The 22,133-nt window shown below is 63.7% G+C and carries 18 protein-coding genes and 5 pseudogenes; 15 read left to right on the top strand and 8 right to left on the bottom strand.

Annotation, left to right across the window (positions count from 1 at the left end):
* Positions 1-188 (top strand): annotated as a pseudogene (locus LKE06_RS24430) (3-hydroxyanthranilate 3,4-dioxygenase); the annotation flags it as partial.
* A gap of 51 nt (positions 189-239) precedes the next feature.
* Here the strand turns inward: LKE06_RS24430 and LKE06_RS24425 are convergent.
* The gene (locus LKE06_RS24425) at positions 240-1,187 is read right to left on the bottom strand and encodes a LysR substrate-binding domain-containing protein (RefSeq protein ID WP_228001697.1); all 948 of its coding nucleotides are present in this window, start codon (positions 1,185-1,187) and stop codon (positions 240-242) included.
* 501 nt (positions 1,188-1,688) lie between these two features.
* On the opposite strand from LKE06_RS24425, the gene LKE06_RS24420 reads away from it, so the two are divergent.
* Complete coding sequence (locus LKE06_RS24420; RefSeq protein WP_228001696.1) at positions 1,689-1,826, top strand: hypothetical protein; 138 nt, start codon at positions 1,689-1,691, stop codon at positions 1,824-1,826.
* Positions 1,827-2,039: 213 nt separating this feature from the next.
* On the opposite strand, the pseudogene LKE06_RS24415 reads toward LKE06_RS24420, so the two are convergent.
* Positions 2,040-2,171 (bottom strand): annotated as a pseudogene (locus LKE06_RS24415) (transposase); the annotation flags it as partial.
* Between the two features lie 669 nt (positions 2,172-2,840).
* Positions 2,841-3,170, bottom strand: a pseudogene (locus tag LKE06_RS24410) (FAD-dependent oxidoreductase); the annotation flags it as partial.
* Between LKE06_RS24410 and LKE06_RS24405 the strand changes: the two are divergent.
* Positions 3,160-3,694, top strand: a pseudogene (locus LKE06_RS24405) (IS3 family transposase); the annotation flags it as partial. The pseudogenes LKE06_RS24410 and LKE06_RS24405 sit on opposite strands and share 11 nt — an antisense overlap.
* A 263-nt stretch (positions 3,695-3,957) precedes the next feature.
* Here LKE06_RS24405 and LKE06_RS24400 read toward each other — a convergent pair.
* A complete protein-coding gene (locus LKE06_RS24400; RefSeq protein WP_228001695.1) occupies positions 3,958-5,160 on the bottom strand; it encodes a lipid-transfer protein in 1,203 nt (400 codons plus the stop codon).
* Positions 5,153-5,575, bottom strand: a complete 423-nt coding sequence (locus tag LKE06_RS24395; RefSeq protein WP_228001716.1) for a Zn-ribbon domain-containing OB-fold protein — start codon at positions 5,573-5,575, stop codon at positions 5,153-5,155. The genes LKE06_RS24400 and LKE06_RS24395 overlap by 8 nt, the downstream gene beginning before the upstream one ends.
* Positions 5,576-5,731: 156 nt before the next feature.
* On the opposite strand from LKE06_RS24395, the gene LKE06_RS24390 reads away from it, so the two are divergent.
* Positions 5,732-6,520: a GTP-binding protein gene (locus LKE06_RS24390; RefSeq protein ID WP_228001694.1), complete on the top strand. Its 789-nt coding sequence runs from the start codon at positions 5,732-5,734 to the stop codon at positions 6,518-6,520.
* A gap of 34 nt (positions 6,521-6,554) precedes the next feature.
* Here the strand turns inward: LKE06_RS24390 and LKE06_RS24385 are convergent, their stop codons facing one another.
* Positions 6,555-7,424, bottom strand: a complete 870-nt coding sequence (locus LKE06_RS24385; protein WP_228001693.1) for a DUF5995 family protein — start codon at positions 7,422-7,424, stop codon at positions 6,555-6,557.
* 382 nt (positions 7,425-7,806) lie between these two features.
* On the opposite strand from LKE06_RS24385, the gene LKE06_RS24380 reads away from it, so the two are divergent.
* The 4 genes from LKE06_RS24380 (at position 7,807) to LKE06_RS24365 (ending at position 12,389) form a co-directional block, all read left to right on the top strand.
* Positions 7,807-8,988, top strand: coding sequence for a GDSL-type esterase/lipase family protein (locus LKE06_RS24380; RefSeq protein WP_228001692.1), 1,182 nt, complete (start codon positions 7,807-7,809; stop codon positions 8,986-8,988).
* Between the two features lie 764 nt (positions 8,989-9,752).
* Complete coding sequence (locus LKE06_RS24375) at positions 9,753-10,097, top strand: hypothetical protein (RefSeq protein WP_228001691.1); 345 nt, start codon at positions 9,753-9,755, stop codon at positions 10,095-10,097.
* 525 nt (positions 10,098-10,622) lie between these two features.
* Positions 10,623-11,099 carry a hypothetical protein gene (locus LKE06_RS24370; RefSeq protein WP_228001690.1) on the top strand — a complete coding sequence of 159 codons (477 nt, stop codon included), beginning with the start codon at positions 10,623-10,625 and terminating at the stop codon, positions 11,097-11,099.
* A 453-nt stretch (positions 11,100-11,552) separates the two neighbouring features.
* Positions 11,553-12,389, top strand: a complete 837-nt coding sequence (locus LKE06_RS24365) for a hypothetical protein (protein ID WP_228001689.1) — start codon at positions 11,553-11,555, stop codon at positions 12,387-12,389.
* 353 nt (positions 12,390-12,742) lie between these two features.
* Here LKE06_RS24365 and LKE06_RS24360 read toward each other — a convergent pair.
* A pseudogene (locus LKE06_RS24360) lies at positions 12,743-13,538 on the bottom strand (IS5 family transposase).
* A 297-nt stretch (positions 13,539-13,835) separates the two neighbouring features.
* Here LKE06_RS24360 and LKE06_RS24355 point away from each other — a divergent pair.
* From LKE06_RS24355 to LKE06_RS24335, 6 genes are all read left to right on the top strand, one after another.
* Positions 13,836-14,897, top strand: a complete 1,062-nt coding sequence (locus LKE06_RS24355) for a PDDEXK family nuclease (RefSeq protein ID WP_228001688.1) — start codon at positions 13,836-13,838, stop codon at positions 14,895-14,897.
* A 1,057-nt stretch (positions 14,898-15,954) separates the two neighbouring features.
* On the top strand, positions 15,955-16,608 hold the full coding sequence (locus tag LKE06_RS24350) for a hypothetical protein (protein ID WP_228001687.1): 654 nt from the start codon (positions 15,955-15,957) through the stop codon (positions 16,606-16,608).
* Between the two features lie 523 nt (positions 16,609-17,131).
* Positions 17,132-17,800: a GNAT family N-acetyltransferase gene (locus LKE06_RS24345; RefSeq protein WP_228001686.1), complete on the top strand. Its 669-nt coding sequence runs from the start codon at positions 17,132-17,134 to the stop codon at positions 17,798-17,800.
* Between the two features lie 275 nt (positions 17,801-18,075).
* Entirely contained in the window at positions 18,076-18,333 is a 258-nt protein-coding gene (locus tag LKE06_RS24340) for a hypothetical protein (RefSeq protein WP_228001685.1), read from the top strand.
* A gap of 67 nt (positions 18,334-18,400) precedes the next feature.
* A complete protein-coding gene (locus LKE06_RS32695) occupies positions 18,401-18,532 on the top strand; it encodes a hypothetical protein (protein ID WP_255649716.1) in 132 nt (43 codons plus the stop codon).
* Positions 18,529-18,963: a DUF4254 domain-containing protein gene (locus tag LKE06_RS24335; RefSeq protein WP_228001684.1), complete on the top strand. Its 435-nt coding sequence runs from the start codon at positions 18,529-18,531 to the stop codon at positions 18,961-18,963. Before LKE06_RS32695 ends, LKE06_RS24335 begins: the two co-directional genes overlap by 4 nt.
* A 1,656-nt stretch (positions 18,964-20,619) precedes the next feature.
* Here LKE06_RS24335 and LKE06_RS24330 read toward each other — a convergent pair.
* Complete coding sequence (locus tag LKE06_RS24330) at positions 20,620-21,384, bottom strand: aminotransferase class I/II-fold pyridoxal phosphate-dependent enzyme (protein WP_228001683.1); 765 nt, start codon at positions 21,382-21,384, stop codon at positions 20,620-20,622.
* Between the two features lie 60 nt (positions 21,385-21,444).
* Here LKE06_RS24330 and yczE point away from each other — a divergent pair, with 60 nt between their 5' ends.
* Entirely contained in the window at positions 21,445-22,095 is a 651-nt protein-coding gene (yczE, locus tag LKE06_RS24325) for a membrane protein YczE (RefSeq protein ID WP_228001682.1), read from the top strand.
* Positions 22,096-22,133: the final 38 nt, after the last annotated feature.

Here is a 22,133-nt window from a genome sequence, read left to right as displayed (position 1 = left end):
TCCGCGAGGAAGGCACGCTCGAGAAGTTCCAGTGGTACTGCCCGCAGTGCAACCACCTCATCCACGAGGTGGAACTGCAGGTCCGCGACATCGTCGCCGACCTGCCGCCAGTGTTCACCCGGTTCTACGACAGCGTCGAGGCCCGCACCTGTGGCGAGTGCGGCACGGTGCATCCGGGCAGGGGCTGAGACCCGGCGCCCGAGTCGGGAACTTCGGCACTTGCTTTCCGGCTCGGGGCGTTACTGTTGCGCGGGCTCTGCCTGATCTCCCGTCATGGCCGCAGCCGTCTCGATCAGCTGTTGGATCAGGACGCGGGCCGACGGGCTCATGGTTCGTGACCTCGACAGTGTGATGCCGACGCTGTGGCCCACCAGGTCGAGTTCCACCGGTAGACGGGCCAGCTGTGGTTCGTCGCGGACGATCAGGCCTGGCAATGCCGCGATGCGGTCCGATTCGAGCAGCAGCTGGCGCACAGCCAGAAACGACGTCGTCTCGATCCTGTTGCCGGGCAGCGCGACAGAGTGCCGGGCAAAAAACTCCTCGAGCTCCCGGCGCAGCGCGGTCTCGGGGCTCGGCAGAATCCACGGATAGCCCGCGAGCTCACGGGAGATGACGTCGGTGCGGCCGACCAACGGGTGCGTCGCACGTGCGACCAGCGCGATCGATTCGTCGTAGAGTTTGCGGCGGACCAGTCGCTCGTCCGACGGCGCAGTGAGCCGACCGACGATCAGATCCACCCGACCGGCCTCCAGCTCGGTCAGTAGCGCGCTCGGTGTCCCGTCTCGCACGATCACATTGAGGTGCGGCCGCTCGGCCTTCACCGCCACAACTGCCCGCGGCAGCAGCATGTTCGATCCGGCCAGGTGTGTGCCGACGCTGACCGATCCCCGGGTGGCGTCGGCGAGTTCTGCAACGTGCTGCTCGGCCTGCGACAGCTGCGCGATCACCGCGCGGGCATGCTCGGTGAATGCCTCACCGAACACCGTCGGCGTGAGTCCGCGAGGGCCCCGCTCGAACAGCTGCACACCCAGAATGCCCTCGAGCTCATGCAAGCTGCGAGTCGCTCCCGGCTGCGTGACATGCAACTCCGCGGCGGCCCCCACGACACTCTTCTGCCGAGCCAACGCATCCATCAACACCAGATGACGTAGCTTGAGCCGACCATCGAGCAAACGCTGAGCCACCATTATCACAGCCTACTGCGCAACCACGCTCTGCATGTCATCCCTATTCGTCGTCTCGGCCACATTGCGGCTCCTGGCTGATTCCAAGACAGTCTTGACACGAAAGTCGGGAAATCCATTGCACACCAGTAGGAGTCGTTGACCATGACGGCCACCCGACTCCCGCGCCGGGGAGACGAGATCTGCTCTCCTGCCCGACACCGCCCCCGGCGGGTCACCCCACGACCGTTCCAGGTTGTTCCGATGCACAGTCCAATGTCCAACACCGCCCATCGATGGCGGAGTCCCCGACCACGGCCGGCCCGCCCACGATAACCACGTGAACTGACATGCGTTCCCGCACAACATTGTTCAATCGCGCCGGGCAAACTGACGGCCGGACGGCGCAGTGGGACCATGACTATTCACATCTGTCGATCGAGGCTGAACCACACACCGATCGCTCAGGTGCGATCGACCCGCCCGCCCTCCTGCTGGTGGGGTGCGACCGGAAAAGGGCATCCGGTGAAGAATGCCTCGCGATCGCACGGCCGGACCGCGTTCACCGGAGATCGAGTCATGTACCGGCTGAGCCTGAACCCGCACCCGGAGTTCGCAATCCCCTTCGGATTCCAGGATCCAGACATCGCGGCGGTGGCCTGATGAACATAGACCATGACACCATCCGCATCATGATCCGATTCGAGAATGGCTCCGACGATCCCGACCATTACACCTACTACGACGAATGCGGATTCGCCCCCGGCCTACTCACACCCGACGATGTCCACCGACTCCTACAGATTCACCTCCACAGCGACACCGTGCAATGTACTGACCGAAATCCCATCGCACGCTATTTCGATGCGAGTACTTGGAGTTACCGTCGATCTCACGTAAGTGCGCACTAATCTCGCCGGTGGTCAATCCCTTGGCCGACAACGAGATCACGATGTTCTCCACACCGTTCAGCCGTCGCTGCCGCTTCTCGACAATCTGCGTTTCGAAACTCGTGATTTCATGACGTCCTGTCGACGTTCTGTAGATCCAAACGGATCGGCGACCAGGAAAGTTGGAGGCGTGGTTTCAATGTTTTTTTCGAATCGAGGATTTCACGCACGGTGATGCTGGCCGGCTTCTCCGACAGTGCATGTGTATGTGTATGTGGCGCGCTGGCGGCGGGGGAGTCGGTTGGCGCTTCGGCGACCACTGTGATCAGTCCATCGACAGTATTCGGCACCCCGACTAGAATCTCACGGGCCTGACGTGAACTGGCGCTTGACCTCACCGGAGATCTGTCTGTCGATGCGTGCTGTCCTCGCTTCGGAACCCCTAGTGCGACGGTTTTTGCAGGAGGGTTCCGAACCGTTCACCTGGTCGAATGCTGTGTCAGAGCCCGTCGAACGCACTTCAAATCGGTACGCTAACCGCATAACAGCAGTTCATCGAGCCCAGCGCCGGGCGGAAACGCTCGGCGAGAATCTCAACGGGTTATCCGCATCTCGCAGCTCCTGCAACATGACCCAGCGCCGGGCGGAAACGCTCGGCGAGAATCTCAACCAGATTCCGTGGTAGCCCTTGTCGGCGACCGAGGGGCTGACCGGGCCGGTCGGTGATCAGATGCGGGTCGGCGTCGAAAGCACTGTGTCGGCCGAATGGGCCTGTCGCGCAAAGGCTTCAAAGATGATGTGGTCTGCTTCCGAGTGCGGTCACAGTTTCGTGTTCCATCACTTCGCTTGCCGCCCGTTCACCCGATCGAATGGCTCCGTCGACCCAACCGCACATGACGGCAGAGCTTTCGGTTCCGGCCCAGTGGAGACGGCCGCAGGGTTTGCGCAGGGCATGGCCGAACTGTGTAAGCACACCGGTTGGTGCGTGACTGAGCATCCCGCCACCGGAATAGGGCTCGATACTCTAGTTCTGTTCGATGTAGTCGATGGGGGAGCCGGCCTTTTCGCCGAACCGCTCGACGAGTGCACCGAGGATCGCTGCCCTTCGCTCGGCCTCACGGGAGCAGCGCGACGAGGAACTGAAAGTAGAGATCACGCGGGTGCACACGCAGAACTACGGCGTCTACGGCGCGAGAAAGGTGTGGTTGCAACTGAATCGGGAACGAATCCGGGTCGCCCGCGCCACCGTGGAGCGGTTGATGCGCGAGCTCGGACTCCGTGGGGCGGTGCGCGGGCGGGTCGAACGCACCACGATCGCAGACCCGGCCGATGCAATACATGTCCATTGCGCTCAGTGAACGCCTCGCCGACGCCGGGATTCAACCCTCGGTCGGCGCGGTCGGCAGCTCGTATGACAACGCGCTCGCCGAGACGATCAACGGTCTCTGCAAGACCGAACAGATCAAACCACGCGGCCCCTGGCGCACGGTCGATCACGTCGAGTTGGCCGCCGAATGGGTGGATTGGTTCAATCACCGGCGGCTCTATCAGCACTGCGGTGACATGCCGCCCGCCGAGATGGAGACCGCCTACTACTGTCAACAACCAGCCCAGCAAACCGCTGAGCTGTCACACCCATAAGTCTCCGGACATGCCGGGGGGATTCAGCCCATCATCCAGTCTGCATCTGATGCTTGATCGATGAAGAACTGCGCGGCGGGTCAGCCGTGTATGACAACCTGGATGCGCGACACATCGGGGAAATGAGCTGTGAGCGTGGCCAACTCGATCGCGATTCGTCCCGGGCCCGGGGTGAACGACACCAAGTTGGTTTCGTTGCGCCAGCACTGAAAACCCGGGCATGGCCCGGGTTTTCGGAGAGTGGACCTGGGTGGACCCAGGGTTCAGCGGGTGGCGATAATTGCCGAGCCGTGACCGAAGAGGCCTTGATTCACCGCAATACCCGCGCGGGCGTTGTCCACTTGGCGGCCCTCGGCATGGCCGCGCAACTGCCACGTTAGCTCGCAGACCTGGGCGATTGCCTGCGCGGGTATCGCCTCACCGAAACAGGCCAGCCCACCACTGGGGTTCACCGGCACACGTCCGCCCAATGTCGTTGCGCCGCTGCGCAATAGTTCCTCGGCGCCGCCTGTCTCGCAGAGCCCGATGTCCTCGTACCAGTCCAACTCCAGCGCGGTGGAGAGGTCATAAACTTCCGCGAAGGACAGGTCGTCGGGGCCGAGCCCGGCCTCTTCGTACGCGGCGTACGCGACGGCGGAACGGAACGCGCGCGGCGGAGGCTCGACGGCCACGGCGGAGTCTGTCGCGAAATCCGGCAGATCGAGCACGGTTTTCGGGAACGTCGGCGTGACCGTCGACAGCGCTCGAATGCGGACCGGATCGGTGAGGCCGTGGCGACTCGCGTACTCCATCGATGTCAGCACCAGTGCGGCACCGCCGTCACTGGTCGCGCAGATGTCCAGCAGCCGCAGCGGGTCTGAGACGATCGCCGAGGCGGCGACCTCCTCGCCCGAAACCTCCTTGCGATAGCGGGCATACGGGTTGTTCAGGCCGTGCCTGGCATTCTTCACCTTGACTGCGGCGAAATCGTCGAGCGTGGCACCGTGCAGCGCCATCCGCCGGCGGGCATACAGTGCGAAATAGATGGGGTTTGTAGCGCCGAGCAGGTGGAAACGCAACCAGTCCGGGTCATCGCGGCGTTCACCGCCGACCGGCTGGAAGAACCCCTTCGGGGTGGTGTCCGCGCCGACCACCAGTGCCACGTCACATAACCCGGCCAGAATCTGGGCGCGCGCGTTGGCGATGGCCTGGGCCCCGGAGGCGCAGGCGGCGTAGCTGCTCGAGATCCGCGCACCCGACCAGCCCAGTGCTTGGGCGAACGTCGCGCCCGAGACGAAGCCAGGGTATCCATTGCGGATCGTGTCCGCGCCGGCGATATAGCCGACGTCGCGGTGGTCCACCCCGGCATCGGCCAGCGCCGCGCGCGCCGCGACCAGCCCGTATTCGACGAAATTGCGCCCCCACTTGCCCCACTGGTGCATGCCCGCACCGAGGACGGCGACATCGCGATCATTCGTGTCAGTCATCGACCGGCCTCCACATCCACACCGTGTGCTCCGCTTCCTCGTCTTCGTACAGCACGCCGAGGGTCAGTTCGACCGGCATGCCGACGGCCAGGTCATCCACCGTGAGGCCACGCACCACCTGCCCGAGAATCACCATCTGCTCGACCTCGAGCTCCACCGCCGCAACGACATACGGCTCGAACGGATCGGGCGAGACATAGGGCGGGGGCGGCTTGTACCGGGCGTCCGCATACGACCAGATCCGGCCACGTGTGGAAAACAGGTACTCGACGAGCTCGGAGCCGTCTTTCTGACCTGCGCACTGCGGGTTCCGACAGGCCAGCGTGTTCCGTGGGAAATAGGGCGTGCCGCAGTTAGTGCAGCGACTTCCCTTCAGGCGCACCGTGTCGTCGTCCGCAGTGAACCAGTCAGCCACGGCGGGGCGTTGTTCTTTCTGCACAAACCCGACGGTATAGGAACACGTTCTACTTTGGGGTCGAAATCCGCTCCACCGGTGCGCGGGCGGAGGTACGGTGAGACCGGATTGAGGATGCGATGACATCCTCGAGTCGATCTGGAGTACCACAACGCGATGGGCACCAAAGCCATTGAACCGCAGTCGATCCGCAACGTCACGATCATCGGGGACCCCGATGAGACGACGCGAGTTGTCCACCGACTGTTCCGCCGTTTCGCCAAGACCGGGTCCGGCACGGCGACCACAGTCCCTTGGATGACGGACCACGTCGATCACACGATTCGTATCGCCGAGCTATCGAGCCACGCGCCCATCGCGGCCCTGGAGCGGTCCATCCGGGTAGCCGATGGGGTAATCGCGGTCGTGAACGCTGCTGTGAAGAGCGCCCCGCGGCTCGACACGATACTGCGGGTTGCCGACGACCATCAGGTCGCACGGCTGTGTCTGGTGACCGGACTCGATCATCCCGCCGCCGACTTCGACCGCTGCGTCCGCACGATCGCCGACACGCACGGGGCGGTGCCGTTGACACTGCAGATCCCTCACGGCATCGGCACCGAGTTCGAAGGTGTCATCGATCTGGTCCCGATGTGGGCGCTCGAACCGATGGGTGTCGAATTCTACGGGAGCCATTGGAAAGTCGCCGAGGAGTGGTACCGCAACCTCGTGGACACAGTGATGGAACAGGACGCCCCAGATTCGGACGACATCCTCGGCCTGCGAGAGATCCCACCCGAACAGTTGCATGACCGCGTCCGCCGCCTCACGCGAATCGGCGACGCTGCGCCTGTCCTGTGCGATGCGGCGCCATGGAGTGACATCGCCCCGCTCCTGGACGCCATCGTCCGGTACCTGCCGTCTCCCATGCATGTTTGTCAACCGGAGCACGCCCTCGACTATTGACGGACGCCGCCATAGGCGTGGGAGTTCCAGGTCCTCAGAGCCCACCGTTAGAAGACAACACCGCGAAGGCGGCGTCAGCGTCGCGCCACAGCACATCGATCTCGGCCCGGGCAACCGGTTCCAGCGCAGGGTCCTGGAGTGCCAGACCGTTGCCGAAGATCACCACATTCGCCCCGGCATCGGCCATGCGCAACAGTGCGCCGGAACCCACCCCGGCGCCGAGCACCACGTCGAGACCCTCGCCCAGGAAATAGAACCGCCACAGCGGCCCTAGATCGCCACCGTAGGTAGTTCTCGTCACGTCGACGATGAGTGATCCCTCGCTTGCGATAGCGTCCACGATCCGGAAGTAGTCGGGCGCGTTCGCCGGGGTGGCGCGCACGTCGGCGATCGCATTGGCGAGGTCGACGGTGAGATGAGCGTTGTAACCCGCCATCGCCACTCGGGCTGCTGACAGCCCGCAGTCGCGAGTCAACGCGAAGTAGTGTGTCCACTGCGGTTCGGTTGCGGCCCCGGTGAATTCGGCGTGCACGTTGCGCAGGAACCGCAGGAGCAGATCCAGGCTGATCCGATGCGCGAACTCCGGGTCGTCGAAGGCAGCCGGATCCCGTTGCAGCGGCATGACGGCGGCCTGTTCTACGGCGTCGAGCCCAAGAGCGAGCAATCCGCGCCGATCTCGGTGCAGCACCAGGATTTCGGTGATCCGCCGATGCTGTTCGACCGCCTGTTTCAGACGCTGCAGCGAGGTGCCGGCCAGGGTCGTCGTATCTGCGAGCCGCACGATGTCGGCGACCGCCTCAGCGGATAGTGGTGCTCCGCAGGCGAGATCGATCCGCGTGGCCGACGCGGTCGACGGAAAGACCAGTGCGGCTCCGAGCGTCGCGCTCGCCAGCAGCGTCGTCATCATCACCTGCCGGAGGTGGCGAACTCGGACACAGTGTGGGCCCGGCTCGGCAGCGCAGCGCATGACCTTCTCGCCTTCGTTCGGTGTTCGACTCGACGGAAGCGGCCGCGACAGTCGCGCACTGGACACGGGCACGATGGCGGTCCGGAAGCGCATTCAGCGTAACCAGATCGGGCCGGTACCCCGGACCGACCCTCACAGGACATCAACTTGTGATCGAACCCGACCACAGTCGCGACCAACACTGCCAAGCCCGACGGCCTGACCGTCCACTCCGGCTGTTCGCCGGGGCGCGCTTCGGTCACGTTCGAGGGAGCACCCGGTGATCTGCTCTCGAGCGAGGCCTGATTGCATGGGTGCGACAGGAGGCGGACGAGCGACGATGACCAGTTCAGCGAGTGTGATGCAGAACCACCCGATCGGTGTCGAGCTTATTCGTGGTGTTGCCGAGTTGGAGCGGACCGAGCGAGGGTGGCTTTTTCACCGGCTGCCCGCTGGAGCTCGCGCGCAGTGTGCCGATCCGCAACTGGTGGCCGCGGAGGCACAACCGTCGGGGGTGCGGCTCGTGTTCCAGACTCGCTCCACAGTGGTCGAGGTCGATCTACTGCGGACGCGTAGCGCCCTCGTCGGGGTGCCGGATCGCCCGGACGGCACGGTGGATCTGCGGGTCGACGGGAATCTGGTTCGCCGAGCGACGACCACGAGTGGCGACGTGGTGCGGGCCGACCTGGCCTCGGGGCGGACCGAGATAGAGCGCGGTCGCGTCGGCACTGTGCGTTTCGCCGAGTTGCCCGCCCACGACAAGGATATCGAGATTTGGTTGCCGCACTATGAGCGCATCGAACTCGTCGCGCTGCGGACCGACGAATCGATCGCGCCCGTCCCTGCGGGAAACCGTCGAGTCTGGTTGCACCACGGTAGTTCGATCAGCCAGGGTTCCAATGCCGCGAGCCCAAGTACCACCTGGCCCGCGCTGGCCGCGGCGCTCGGCGGCGTCGAGCTGATCAACCTCGGACTGTCCGGCAGCGCGATGCTCGACCCGTTCACCGCGCGCGCGATGCGCGATACCGCGGCCGACATCGTCAGCGTCAAGGTCGGCATCAATCTCGTCAACGCCGACGTCATGCGGCTGCGCGCCTTCGGTCCCGCGGTCCACGGCTTCTTGGACACCATCCGTGACGGGCACCCCGACATACCGCTGCTCGTCATCGGTCCGATTCACTGCCCGATACATGAAAACACGCCTGGCCCAGGGATGTTCGACACGGATGCCCTGCGTGCCGGGAAGGTTCGGTTCCTCGCGGCTGGCGACCCCGCAGGCGTAGCGCGCGGCAGCCTCACACTGTCGGTGATCCGCGACCAACTCGCCGACATCATGGCCGATCGGATGGCTGAGGACCCCCATCTGCATTACATCGACGGTCGAGATCTCTACGGTGCTGACGACAACGCCGAATACCCCCTGTCCGACAACCTGCACCCCGACGCCGCGACGCACGAATTGATCGGTACGCGCTTCGCACGCCTGGCATTCACAGCAGCTGGGGCATTCGGCCAGAACTGACAGGCGAGTGCCCGAATCCCTTGCTGCTTGCGCTGTTTGCGGCGCGTTGCAGGCCGGGCAGCCCGTCGTCGGCGGGAATCGATCCGGGAGACGAAGCTGTTTAGCGCGGGTCAAGACGGATGGGCGACTCCTTGTGCAAGGACTTGACGTAGGTGGCGGTGGTACCGCTGTTCTTGCCGCGGTGTCCGGCGTATTCGCGGGCGACGGCGTAGCTGAAGGTGCGTTCGACTCAGGTCAGGGTGGTGTGGCGTAGCCAGTGCATGCTGATGCCCCTGGGCCGCGACCCATGGCAGGTCTTGCCGAATGCGGTGTCGAGAAGTCAGACGCGGGGCAAGCCGGCCGCAGTGAAAGGTTCCGCAACCATAACGCTGACGTCAGCCGTATCAAGATCATGACCTACGACCAGCTCATCGACAACGTCCAGCATGCAATCGAGGCAACCGAACCCTTCCGAGCAAAGACACTCGCTGGGCCGTACCGATCACCGATCTATCCACTCCCGGGGCGTGCGTCGTCCGATCGGAGCGAATAGAAGATCTCGGATGGCGCCGGGGTGTTGCTCGCTTGCGTCGCTCTGCGTCGCTATCGTTCGTGCTGGCGGCTGTGGGTGGCCGAGCAGGACGACTGGTCTGGCCCCGGACCGAACCGAGAATCCCCCCGCAAACGAAGTGGTGCTTCGAACCCATATCTCAGCCGGTCAGAGCATTGTGCTTCCCTGTTGTCGTCACTCAGGACTGTCCGGGGCAGGTCCGAAAGGTGGACAGATGACACGGTTCTCGATAGCCAAGCAGCGGACCACTCTATTCGGCGGTCACGATCACCTGCTCGACCATCACATCGGACAGCCCCATTCAGAAGAGCGCTGCCTCGACGAGCTACGACTCGTCGGTGCGCATGACGAATGGCTGCTGATCGCTGTAGACGCACCCGGACTGGACCGGATCGTGCGAGCGCTCACAGCAGTACCGCATGGCTTGGCGGACTGCACGGCCGAATGGCACGGACCGGACAACGTCGTTCTACGCCTGGGCGACGCGACACTCGCGATCTCCACACTGGCACCCCACAACGCCATGGCCTGGGCGATGCGAGCCAACACTCGCACCTGAATTGGTCACGCTGACTACGCATGTCCGCGTTCCTCCCCGGGCACGGCCCCAACGCCGATCAACACGGAGCGTATGACGGTCCGCGCGCGTGGGCCACGAATCGCTCGAACCGGAGCAACGGTCGGCGTCCGTAGTTAGTTCGGCCAGCTCCTGTTCGGTGAGGCTGGAGGCGAGCATTGCCTACGGGGGTAGGAGCGGTTGGCGATCCATGTGCTGGCGTCGGTCTGGCACAGCATGACTTCCCGGAATCGGGCCTGGTCAGTATCGGGACATCGTCGGTGCGGCGGCCTCGTATTCGCGCATTTTCTCGGCGCGGATGGTGTTGGCCCACCGATCTGCGGAGGCGTGCCAGTGAGTTCCGGCCATGCAGCGCGGGCCGCGGCGATGCTGGCTGCTGCGTTGATGCGATCGTGCGCGTTGTTGCCGACGATCCATCAGGGCGCCGACAGATTGCGTAGCCCTGGAACTGTCGGTGCCGCAAAGCATCCTGTTGCTCTACGGCAGCGACAGCAAAGAGGGTATGCCATGCAGCAGGACGGGGATTGCGAGGATGGGCCGGACTACGTCGACAGGCACTTCGCGCATCGGGTGTGTATGAGGCCCGGCGATGCGCACGGCTCGCCGATCTGGAACACCCACATCAAGCCGCTGGTGGATCCGTTCGCAGACGATCACAACGACTTCCGATTCTGCGACGAGGAGGAATTTCACGAGCTGATCTGGGAGGTGTGGCGTGACGCGGGCATCGACAACGACGTCACCATCGATCATGAGCAGGAACTCTCGGTAGGAAGCTCGGAAGCCCGGGGGAGCCGGATCGACTTCCGCATGAAGTCGGCACAAGGATTCGCCTGGATCCCGTCGTTGACCGACGGCACGGGTGTTTCAGGCTTTCGGGTCGCTGCGGACCGGCAGGACACGCAGAACATGTTGGTGAGGATCCCGAGTGGCCGGTTGCGCACCCCTGGGTCGCGGGCGGGCCGATGTCGGCGGTCCGCATGAGGATGCCGCGTCCGCTGTAGATACCGGAGTTCGCAATAGCGCTGCTGCCCAGCATGTCCGGGGTTGTCCGCGTTCGTCCGGGTTTGGCCGTGGTAGGTGACAGTGGGACGGGTTCTTGGTGCACTTGTCACTACAATCGGGCGTTCACAGGAGGCAGCGTGTGGAAAGAGATCGGCAGAACGGTGCGAGTTGCGATTACCAGTTGGGGTAACACAGCGCGGTTGTGTGTTTGCCTGGCGATTCTGACAGCAGGTTTCGCGGTGCTTGCCTATCTTGTCCAGCGGTAATAATTCAAGGAAATAGTGAATGCATACCACTCGGCAGAGTGCTATAGGTAAATTTGCGGCCGATCTTAATTCGTTGAGGACCGCGGCGGGACTCCCCAGTTTCAAACGTCTCCAGCAAGTATCGGAGCGACCCGATGGGGTATCCGGTGCTTCTCGCGGATATCGGGTGCTGCGTCGGGCGACCGCATGGGATGCAACCCAAGGTAAACGGCTACCTTCTCTTTCGGTTGTCATTGCTTTTGTCGACGCTTGCCGCAGGGTGGCGGAACAGGACACGTTGACGATCGACGAATCGGACTTCGACACCGACCTGTGGCAGGAACGATGGAGAAGGATCGCGCTGCTCAGCAAGGATGAGAACGCCACAGAATCGAGCTTCCCCCCGAGCCGGGGTGGTTCCGATACGGAAGAGAATTCCGTCGAGTCGACCAGCGCGAACTCCGAGGGAGTCGATCAGCGTGATTACGATGCGCACGGCGAAGAAATGACTCTTGCCGGAAAAGGTTCGGCCATGGCAACCGCCACCGAGACCGCACCGACAGATCCTTACGAGGCAGCGACATTCCTGATCAACATTCTCGCCGAAGATAGCAACGTGCACGTGGACATGATTGCGGTGCTGAGGATCATGACGGTCCTCGCCCGGGAACAGGGCGTGTTCGACGAACTGAGCAAGGACGACGGCCGGGATGTCGTCGCTCTCGTCATCATCGAATGCCTCGCCCGCGGCTCGGCGTCACTATTCGCGCTCGCCGAACGTGTTATCAATGGTGCATACACGACCGCCGGAGACCGTAATCAGGCGGAACTTGACAACCGCAGGGGCCATTCCGGCATCCTGAGATACGAGAACAGGGAGACGAACAGCATCGCGATCATCGACGTCGCACTCCTCCTGGAGCATGCTGCGAAGTACGAGCGTGGGGAGTGGGCGCCTGGGACTGAGGAACTATACGCAGCGTTCCGGAAGGCGTACATGTCGGTCGGCCGATGGACTGAGTGACGCTCGGCGATGGGTGCTATCGGTCATTTGCGGTGGATGAGATATCAGCACTCAGGTGGCAGTGCCGAGCCAGGTCTGGTGCCCCGATGATTGACCCGACAGACCAGTCGGTGACCGTTACCCGTCGCTACTTGTCGGAACGACGCCGAGCGGAGAGCTGGACCTGATGGGTCCGGACTGCACCCTCGATCGAAACCGCCGTGACTGGACGAGCCGGTGCGGCCGGGCCGTGGAATCACTCTGATCGACTCCCTCGGAGTTCGCGCTGGTCGACTCGACTGAATTCTCATCCGTATCGGAAGCACCCGGCTTGAGGGAAGGTCGGTTTCTTAGTGAGTGACCGGGAACTCCGGTCACTTGCGGGTCAGGCGTCGTGACATGGTCATGATGGTGGCGAGTTGGATCATGGCTTCGTGGTGGGTGGGCAAGGTTTCGTAGTCGCGGACACAGCGTCGATGTTTGCTGATCCAGGCGAAGGTCCGCTCGACCACCCACCTGCGTGGCAGGATCACGAAGCCGGGGTCGGTGCGTTCGACGATGGTGACGGTAAGACGTAGAACTTTGTTCGCCCAGGTCACGAGCCTGCCGGTATAGCCCGCGTCGGCCCAGGTCAGCGTGATGGTGGAAATCGTTCCGCATCAATGCCAACAACGGGTGGGCGCCGTCGCGGTCCTGGATGCTGGCAGCGGTGACGACCACGGCCAGCAGCAGCCCCATAGTGTCCACGGCGATGTGGCGTTTGCGCCCGCCGATCTTCTTGCCGTTGTCCCACCCGCGCGAGCGGCCCGGCACCGTGTCGGCACCGCGCACCGATTGGGAATCGATGATCGCGGCCGTGGGGGTGGCTTCGCGGCCCGACTCAACTCGGATACGGTCGCGCAGTACATCGGTAATTCGTTGCCACACACCACCTTTCGTTCATTTCAGGAAGAAGTCGTAGACCGTGGGGCGGGGCGGGAAGTCCTTGGGCAGTGCACGCCACGCGATCCCGCCGCGCACCACATAGAACAGGGCGTCCAGGACGAGCCGGCGCGGATGTTTCTCGCTGCGGCCGCCCTTGCCGGCGGTATTTCCTGGTGGCGGCAGCAATGGCTCGAGTAGCGCCCACTGCTCATCGGTGCACGATGACGGATACGCCGGGCACGCCAGCCGCGCGGTAGCGACGTGGGCTGGGCATGACGAACACAGGCAAGTAGGCAATACTGGCACACGAACTCCTGGCGATCTGGTCTCGACAACCGTTGATCTACCAGGAGTTCGCCTATTCAGACAGTGCCACGCGGACACGAATCCGGTTCAGCCACACGGGTATACGAGTCCAACACGCGCACTGCCGCCATCACCCACCACACGGACCGATCGCCGACACTCGGCCACCGACGCCAAGTTCCCGGTCACTCACTTAGAGGCAGTGGGCCAGATATACTGGAGCGCCAGCGAATCGGCGTGGACACCACCGCCAATCGCTGCGACAAGGGGGGTCGTATGAAGTTCCGGCGCAGAAACGCTGAGGCGCTCGGAGATCTGATCTGCGGAAACCTTGGCACCGTAAACCCCGGCCCTGGCCAAGAGCCGCCGTACTTCCCGTATCGGTCGAGCATGTATCTGACCGAGTTCTTCCAAGATCTCGATACCGACTGGGAACACGACGGCAGCACTCGGCATCGCTGGGCCGCTGACGTCATCGAAGCCATGCTGGCGGAACCGCATGACGGTCTCGCGCATCCGCCGGAAGGCTTCTGCCGCCTGATCGATCACCTGATGAGCCCGAGTGACGCCATGAGCGAGGGCACCGATCGGCCGAATGCCCTGCGGCAGCTAAACGAGGTGCTGGCCAGAGAGGGATTCGAGGCGTTCTACGGCGACGACAAGCACTGCTACATGCGCCACATCGGGACAAACACCGTCACCGTCTTGCAGGCTAACCCGCACCGGCCCCTGACGGCAGCGGAGGCAAAGCGCCGGAACGACTTGGCAGCGTTCCTCGACACGTGCAGTGAGGACGAGCTGATCGAGGAGGTCCTTCTGCCTCTGTTTCGCCAGCTCGGGTTCCATCGCATCACCAACGCAGGCCACAGGGACAAAGCCTTGGAGTACGGCAAGGACATCTGGATGCGCTACACGTTGCCAACGCAGAACTACCTCTACTTCGGCATCCAGGCCAAGAAGGGCAAGGTCGACTCATCCGGCGTCACCAAAGCTGGCAACGCCAACGTCGCGGAGCTGCACAATCAGGCCCTAATGATGCTGGCCCATGAGGTATTCGATCCAGAGATCAACAGGCGGGTACTCGTGGATCACGCCTTCATCGTGGCGGGCGGCGTGATTACCAAAGCAGCTCGAGCTTGGATCGGCAACGCGCTTGACGCCAGTAAGCGGAGCCAGATCATGTTCATCGACCGAGACGACATCTTGAACCTGTATGTGGTCAGCAGTCTGCCGCTGCCGGAACGGGCACCGCCGCCCATTGCGGACCCCTGGGTGACGAGCGATGAGCCGCCGTTTTAGTTGGAGGCTTTCTTCTGCGTGGATCAGTCGCCGCCACGATGGGCTGCCAGCCACCAGCCGATAGGCACGGGCGGGAGCTGGGAAGCTTGGATCGATGCCTGTCCCGACGGGGAGTCGTAGGTCCACGTCCGCGCGGCGGGGCACCCTGGCGGGGCACCCTAACGGGATAGATGGGAACGGGCGTGACCAGCAGGTTCGAGCCGGACAATTGATCGTTGAAGCTGAATTCGAACTGTCGCCGGAGCGATAGGTGTAGGTGCCCGGATCAGTGGCTGGCACCTCGATCATGGAACGCCGATTGGCCTTCGGGCTCTCGTGAGGCACGCGGCGGTGGATCCATGGATTCTCCATGGATATGTATCGGATTGACGGCGTGCCGTGTCAGGGGTCCTCGGAGCAGGTCTTGTCTCCGGGGGTGCGGTCGTTGTCCGCGCCGTTCTCCCGTGCGGTATCGCCTGCACCGTGGTCGGCGTCGGCGCGTTCCTGCGGCGTGGGATGCTCCGACGGCGAATCCTGGTGCGGTGATTGATGTTCCGGGGCCGCACCGTCGCGGCCGCCGGGGTTCGTGCCGTCCTCGCCCGCGTGTGAGGACTCGGGGTCGTGGGTTTGGTGCGGGCTCTCGCCGCCGTGTTCGGTAGGGGTGTCTGGCGTATCCGGGTGCTGGGTGGGTTGACCCGCCTCGGGACCCGAATGCCCAGGAGTCTCGGTGCTGGTCCAGAGAAGCCTGCATCAGATGCCCAGTTCTCAGATCGGACCCGGCGCAGGAACCTCGGCTGCTGGGCATGATCGTCAACCTCGACGACCGGTTGCGCGAGGCAATCGAACGCGGCTGGCTCGGCGAAGTCGACGGTCTGCGAATCAGTCTCGACGCGGCCAACCAAAAACTCACCCGGATGCTTTGACGGCAGTTGTTCACGATTCTCGACGGCACCGTCCTTCAGCAGGCGGCGTTGTTCACGAACAACAAATGACAGTGCTTGGCGGGCTCCGGCCAACGCCCGCCCAGCGGCATGAGCGCGTGTTCGTGCGAATTGCCGAGTCGGCTACTGTCGGCCGCGTGGATCTGCAGCCGATTGTCGATTCGTCCGAGCGGCTCACGCGCCGGGCCGAGTGGTTCATTTCGACCCAATGTATTCGCGTCGAATGCCCTCAGTTGCAGGAGCATATCGGCCCTTGGCTCGAAATCGGCATTCCGGCAACGCAAGTCGACCGTGTCGTCGAGTTTCAGCGGCGATGGGGTGGCTTGACTCTGCCGCCGTCTCCGGAGTACGAGGGCGGGCCCAAGATGCTGCGTGCCGAGTTGTCGACCGGGGAGCCCGAGCGGATTGGGTGGTTCGAGGCAGGGGCGCAGCGAGTGTCGATGGCTTATGCGTTCATGATCGGTCCCGCAGGAGAGTTCGGCATCGATGGCGATCGGTGGGTGCCCCTGCACGCGAGCATCGAAGGATGGATCGAATCGGTTGCGTTGGCTCACCATGCGTCCCGCTGGGCTACGCAGATCAGCACGATTCGCGGTGATGCGATCGACGAGCTGCCGTTGAGCACCTTCGAACCTGTGACCGAGATTCGCAGCCTGGCCGATACCTGGTGGCGAGGCCCGGATTCGCTGATCGCGATCCATACCGGAGAGGCCGAATGCTTCGACGCATCAGGGCTCCGAGTTGCCCGCGTCTACACCGGCCTCGATGAATGGGGACTGAGCGGAGGCTGATAGTGAATGCGCCGCGCGACCGTCACCGCGATGTGTCCGCACATCGGCATGTGCGCGCGTTCGCGAGATCAACAGTCACCCATTCCACGGGGCCGGATACGACACCGACCGAACATCCTGCATTCGGCATTGTGGGACGTCTCAAGGCGCAGCCGGTCTCGTCCGTCGAACGCGCGATAGGCGGCAGGAGAGTGCATTCTTCGGCAACCAGTGCGCAGAAGCTCTTCTGGGTCCACAGCGCACCGCCCCCGATCCTTTCCACACGCCCACTGCTTGCCGAAGAACCAAACGACGGACCCGCGCCGAATACGACGGAATCGAATACTGTTCTCGCATGTTCCCCACCTGGCGAATCGCTGCTGCCAAAGCGTCATTTCAGCACTGGCCCCGGCGTGCGACCCTTGGGCTGGCGGGATGGATCGCGCTCCTCGGGTTTCCCGCAGCAGTCCTCGGCGTCGCGGCTACGGCCGGATTTCCCTCCGCCGCAACCGAACTCATTGTTGGTGTCTGGCTGCTGTTCGTGGTGGCCACCGTACTCGTCGCGGTTTGGCTCTGGGTGTGGCGCGTCAGCGAACTTGCCAGCAAGGAAAGCAGTGCACGCTATGACGTGCTGCGGGACATCGAAACCTCGCGGCTCACCCTGCGCCGACCGGCGCCGAAGGACGCAGTCCCGCTCGAGGCCACGATCGACGATGCGATGCTCGCCAGCAACGGTTGGACAGAACGAAATGGCCGGGCACTGATCAAGGCGGTCGGGCGCGGCCACCTGACTCCCGGGCTTCTGGTGATCGAGTCGCGATCAAACACAACCGTGATCGGTGGCGCGACTGTGCACCCCAGCGACGACCAGACGTCGTTCGCGTCCATCGGTTGGTGGATTGGCCCCAGTCACCGGCGAGCCGGCTATGCGAGCGAAGCGGTGGCCGCCCTCGTCGACGCGATCCACGACGCCGGATACACCAGCGTGGAGATCGGCACGAACGAGTCGAATCTCGCGGTGCAGCGCATCTGCGACAAGATCGGCGCAACAGAAAAGGACCGGCGACCGCAGCCGTTGCCGGACGGATCGACCGTCCCTGGAATTTGGTATGAACATCACCGCGTGGTCACAGAACCAACGCGAATCAAGTGCTCTGTCCCAGATGTGAACGGGCCGCCGGTTTCGAGCCGTTGCCGCTCAGCGGACCGTTAGCCGATTGCCAGGACGCATGGGTGGATCGCGTCACGAGCTGAGCACCTGACCTGCTCCAGTCACCCTGCAATTGGCTATTACAGGGTAGTTGGACCGCCACGCTTCGAGCCGATCGTCAGAAGGAATGCCGACGAACGGCTAGGGCAGTCGGCGGAGGGTTGCTGCGATCACCGCACCAGTTGAGCCTGCCAATCTGCCCCAGCGAAGCGTGCGGAATCTCAGAACCGTGGCGGATCCGCCACGGCACCGCCAAACGTTCTGAGGTCGGTGCTCCGATGCGTGCCCGCGCCGCGGAGTGCGGATACAGCTGGGGCGGAACCTATCTCGACCACCACACCCACGGCGAAACCGTCGCCGCGCTCACCCGCGCCGCCACAACCAACCCAGCCGTGGTTGCCGTGGTCGTCCCCGACCACACCCACCTCCCGCACGGCCAACACACCATCACCGCCAACAGACGCCACATCCGCGTCCTCACCACCGACACCCTCGACGGTCGGGCCCACCCCGCCGAGGTCGGGCGCGATGGCTGAGGACACCGCTGGTCGGACACCTCCTCGCCACCGCCCACCCCGAGGACCGAAAGGATAACCAAACCTCATGTTCATCACCGACCACCCGGGATGGCTGAGCACCGACGACGGCATCGACTACCGGGCCGTCACCTCCAGCAACAACGGTGCGTTGATCACGGTCGGGCGCCGGTCGACTGTTGTGGGGGATCGCTGGTGACCGGGCTGCCCGACAAAGACGTGCTGCTGGCCGCGTGCCGCGGATTCCCGATCATCACCGATCACCCGATGCTCGACGCCGCCGGGGAACTCGCTGGCCTGCACGAGACCCGAGAAAACACCCCGTGGTCAGCTCTGGAAGAAACAGACGCGCACCGAATCAGGCTGATGCGCGAGATCGACCAATGGGTCCAACTCGCCACACCAGTGCCGTTCCCGGCCGCGAAACTGCACACCCACACGATGGGCCAAGTCGTCGACCAAATCGCGCAATTGACCGTCCAAAACTACATCGCGCTCACCGCCGCCCCCGACGAACTGTTCGACGACGCCCGCACCCAACTCGACGAACTCGGCAACGCCTACGACGACCTCGCCGAAGACCTCGCCCGCGGCACCCGCCGCCTACCCCAACTCACCACCCAATGGTGACAACCACCATGCGGGCACTGCGCCCCAACGTCTTTCCCCGACCGAAACACGACAGATGCTCCAGCGACGTCGGGGTATGAAAGAGACCAGATACGCCACGGGTTTCGGACCGTGGCTCGGCAAGCACGATCTCACCTTCTCGGATGCGCTGCTGATCGATGATAGAACCGCGAACTGCGACGCTTTCCGAGCGCATGGTGGGATATCTGAGAACTGGGACCTCCACTGCCATACGGTGACCGACCTACGTCGGTCGCTGGTCCGATGGGTGCGGCAGCGGCAGCGAAGCCCCGTGACGCGTCGTCGCGTTCGGATTGGCCAGGCATCGGGTTTCATCGCACACGTGGCCAAGGCCAGGCCGCGCGGGATAACGACGATATCAACACCCTCGCCAGCCGCGCGGGTCTCCGGCTGCTGCGCCCGACCCGCAAGGGCGAACCCGATCGTCCCGGAGCGGCGCTGTTCAAGCCGCTACGTCAGTGGGCCGTGGGTGCCGGGTCGGCGGCGGCGATACCGGCCCCAGCGGCGGGTGCGGACGGGCCGGGGGTGGGCATGGTGGCGAGTACGCATGGTGGGTCTCCTGTCAGGTCGGGTTCGGAACAGGTGTCTCGGTGCCCGCTATGGTGAGTCGCGGGAATCGGCTTGTGCGGGTGAGGGAATGGCGGCAGGTCGGGTCGCGCCGTAGTAGTCGTCGCTGCGATAGCGGTAGTCGCTGACCTGGACGGGCCGTCCGACGGTCCAGATTCGATGTCGACTCCGGATGCCGGATGAAGCTCAATCGCGTACTGACATCGGCTCCGATGTCGTCGGCGTGGATCGTCATTTCCTCTCCGCATTCCCTGTGACTTCTTGGTTCTCGTTTTGGCTGTGCATGGACGCTCTCGCTGACAGCAGGGAAAACGGCCAACTCGCCGGTGGGATACTGAGGAACGGCGTGAGCGAGACCAGTGGCGAAACTCGCCGCTGCTTGTACCTGGCGGGCCGTTGGTTAGGGACGCTCGAAAGATTTGTGCGCCAAAATGCCCGAGATGGGTGTGCTCCAGCGCAATCTGCACGATGAGGTGGGTCGGTGCTAGCCGCCGGTGAGCGACAAAGCCGTCGTGGCGACCGAACTAGTTGCGGCACGATCACCGCACCTACGCCAACGTGGCTGGAGGAGCTCGACCGCATATGGGCGTGACCCTTAAAACAGGTGCTTAAAGCCGGGTACCGTGCGCCACTCACTCCGACCGACCTCGAAGAGCTGTGGCCGGAGGGGCCGACTGTCGGTGGCCCTGGAGGCTCCCTCTGCCTCTCGGCTGCCGCTCCTTACTGATTTCCAACGATGGCCTGCACTGGCCTCTCGTTCGATGGTCTCGCGCGCGAACGAGGCGCAGGGCCCGAGCTGCGCGCTCCTGGTCGTGTCGAAGCTGGTTCACTCATTATCTTTCTCTCCTCATCATGGGTGTGGTTCGGTTGAACAGCATTGGGCCCGTGTGTCCGGCGGTGTTGGGTCGCGGAAACTGTTGTGCCCCTGCGTTGTCGAGCACGCAGGTGTCGATGTTCGAAGTCGTGGTCAGCGCTGACCTGCTGACTCGAGGGTGAGTGAATAGGACTTCGAACGTCGGCGTGTCTCGAACTCGTATGCAGTACGGTGCTTTTCGCTCGTACTCGTGTTCACGACGGTGAGGGTTGCCTGATGGCTGATGAGCCGGTGGCTGATCGTGGAGTGCTGACTGCGGCCGAGCCGCGGCTCGCTGCGAGGAGTTGTTCCGCGTTCCAGCCGTCCGGTTCGAGTGCGACCGGCAGCAGGCGGCAATGGGCACCGGTGAGGGCGCTGATCGCGTGCGGGTAGGTGGGGTGGTCGATCACCACGCGGTCTCCGGGGGCGAGCAGTGTGCGGGTGATCAGGGCCAATGCGTGTTGCGCGCCGTTGGTGACAAGGACCTGATCGGGCTGAGTCGGGAGTCCCCGCTTGTCGTACCATCGCGCCACCGACTCCCGCAGTTCCATGACGCCGTCACGCTCGTATCCGCGGTGACCGAAATAGCGGGGAAGCCGCTCCAATGCCTCGCTATATGCACGGTGCAAAACCATCCCGGGCGCGGCTGGGGATACGAACGACAGATCGATCGTCGGCGACAGCGATGGATTCGGCCATTGCGGCTCTCGATCGCCCGGGAGGCGAACGACGGCCCGGGATCGTTGCTGAGTGTCGATATACCGCGCGTCGGCCAGCGTCCGGTAGGCCGCGCCGATGGTCGTGCGGCTGACCGCCAGAGTGGCAGCCAGATCGCGCTCACTCGGCAACGCTGTGCCCAACACCAGGCGGCCGTCCAGTACAAGTAGCCGCAATCTGTCCGACAGACGTTGGTGCGCTGGTCCCGGGCCCTCATCCCACGCCCCCAGCATGCGTGCGACCATCCGCGAGCTGATCTTCATCCGACCAGTATCGCAAATCTGGCTATGGAATCGGATACCAGAATTAACGACAGTGGGCTGATGACAGACAGCTTCATACTCCGGCGGCTCAACGCGGCTGAACAACTGCGCGCTGGGCGCAAACTGCGTCGATTCCCACAACTGCTGGTTGGCCTGATCGGCTACGGCGCATCGGTAATGATGCTGGTCACCTCAGGGCTGGGCGCAGCCAGTTGGAGCGTTCTCACCGAGGGCGTCTCCGGGGCGCTGGGGATCTCCTTCGGGACGGCTACGAACCTCATCGCGGTGATCGTGCTTGTCGCATGGATACCCATGCGTGAGCTTCCCGGCGTGGGAACGCTTCTCAACGTTGTCCTCGTCGGGATAGCCGCTGACGCGACGGCGTCGATCATTCCCCAACCGGATAGTGTTGGCGCGCAAGCAATCTACCTGGTCATCGGAATGATCGGGCTGGCGTTCTTCGATGCTGTCTACCTCGGTGCGCAGTTCAGTGCCGGCCCCCGTGACGGACTTATGACCGGTCTGGTCCGACTCACCCGGCAACCCGTCGCGGTGGTACGTACCGGCATCGAAGTCACCGTCGCCACCACCGGCTGGATCCTCGGCGGCACCGTTGGTAGCGGGACCGTGCTCATTGCGGTGACCATGGGCCCACTCGTGGGCTACTTCCTTCCGAAGGTCACCGTCGAACTCTCCGATGGGAAGGGGTAGGTCCTAGTAGGACTTTGTTAGGTTTGTCACTGCGTGCC

It is taken from the genome of Nocardia australiensis (assembly GCF_020733705.1).
Classification (GTDB): Bacteria; Actinomycetota; Actinomycetes; order Mycobacteriales; family Mycobacteriaceae; genus Nocardia; species Nocardia australiensis.
The sequence above is the reverse complement of the archived record's forward strand: the minus strand, read 5'-3'. Positions and strand labels throughout refer to the sequence as shown.

Bases quoted from the DNA above. Each gene is read 5' to 3' on its own strand.
- LKE06_RS24425 (WP_228001697.1), bottom strand. From the start codon at position 1,187: ATGGTGGCTCAGCGTTTGCTCGATGGTCGGCTCAAGCTACGTCATCTG.
- LKE06_RS24400 (WP_228001695.1), bottom strand. From the start codon at position 5,160: ATGACTGACACGAATGATCGCGATGTCGCCGTCCTCGGTGCGGGCATG.
- LKE06_RS24390 (WP_228001694.1), top strand. From the start codon at position 5,732: ATGGGCACCAAAGCCATTGAACCGCAGTCGATCCGCAACGTCACGATC.
- LKE06_RS24385 (WP_228001693.1), bottom strand. From the start codon at position 7,424: ATGACGACGCTGCTGGCGAGCGCGACGCTCGGAGCCGCACTGGTCTTT.
- LKE06_RS24380 (WP_228001692.1), top strand. From the start codon at position 7,807: ATGACCAGTTCAGCGAGTGTGATGCAGAACCACCCGATCGGTGTCGAG.
- LKE06_RS24375 (WP_228001691.1), top strand. From the start codon at position 9,753: ATGACACGGTTCTCGATAGCCAAGCAGCGGACCACTCTATTCGGCGGT.
- LKE06_RS24370 (WP_228001690.1), top strand. From the start codon at position 10,623: ATGCAGCAGGACGGGGATTGCGAGGATGGGCCGGACTACGTCGACAGG.
- LKE06_RS24340 (WP_228001685.1), top strand. From the start codon at position 18,076: ATGCGTGCCCGCGCCGCGGAGTGCGGATACAGCTGGGGCGGAACCTAT.
- LKE06_RS32695 (WP_255649716.1), top strand. From the start codon at position 18,401: ATGTTCATCACCGACCACCCGGGATGGCTGAGCACCGACGACGGCATC.
- LKE06_RS24330 (WP_228001683.1), bottom strand. From the start codon at position 21,384: ATGAAGATCAGCTCGCGGATGGTCGCACGCATGCTGGGGGCGTGGGAT.
- yczE (WP_228001682.1), top strand. From the start codon at position 21,445: ATGACAGACAGCTTCATACTCCGGCGGCTCAACGCGGCTGAACAACTG.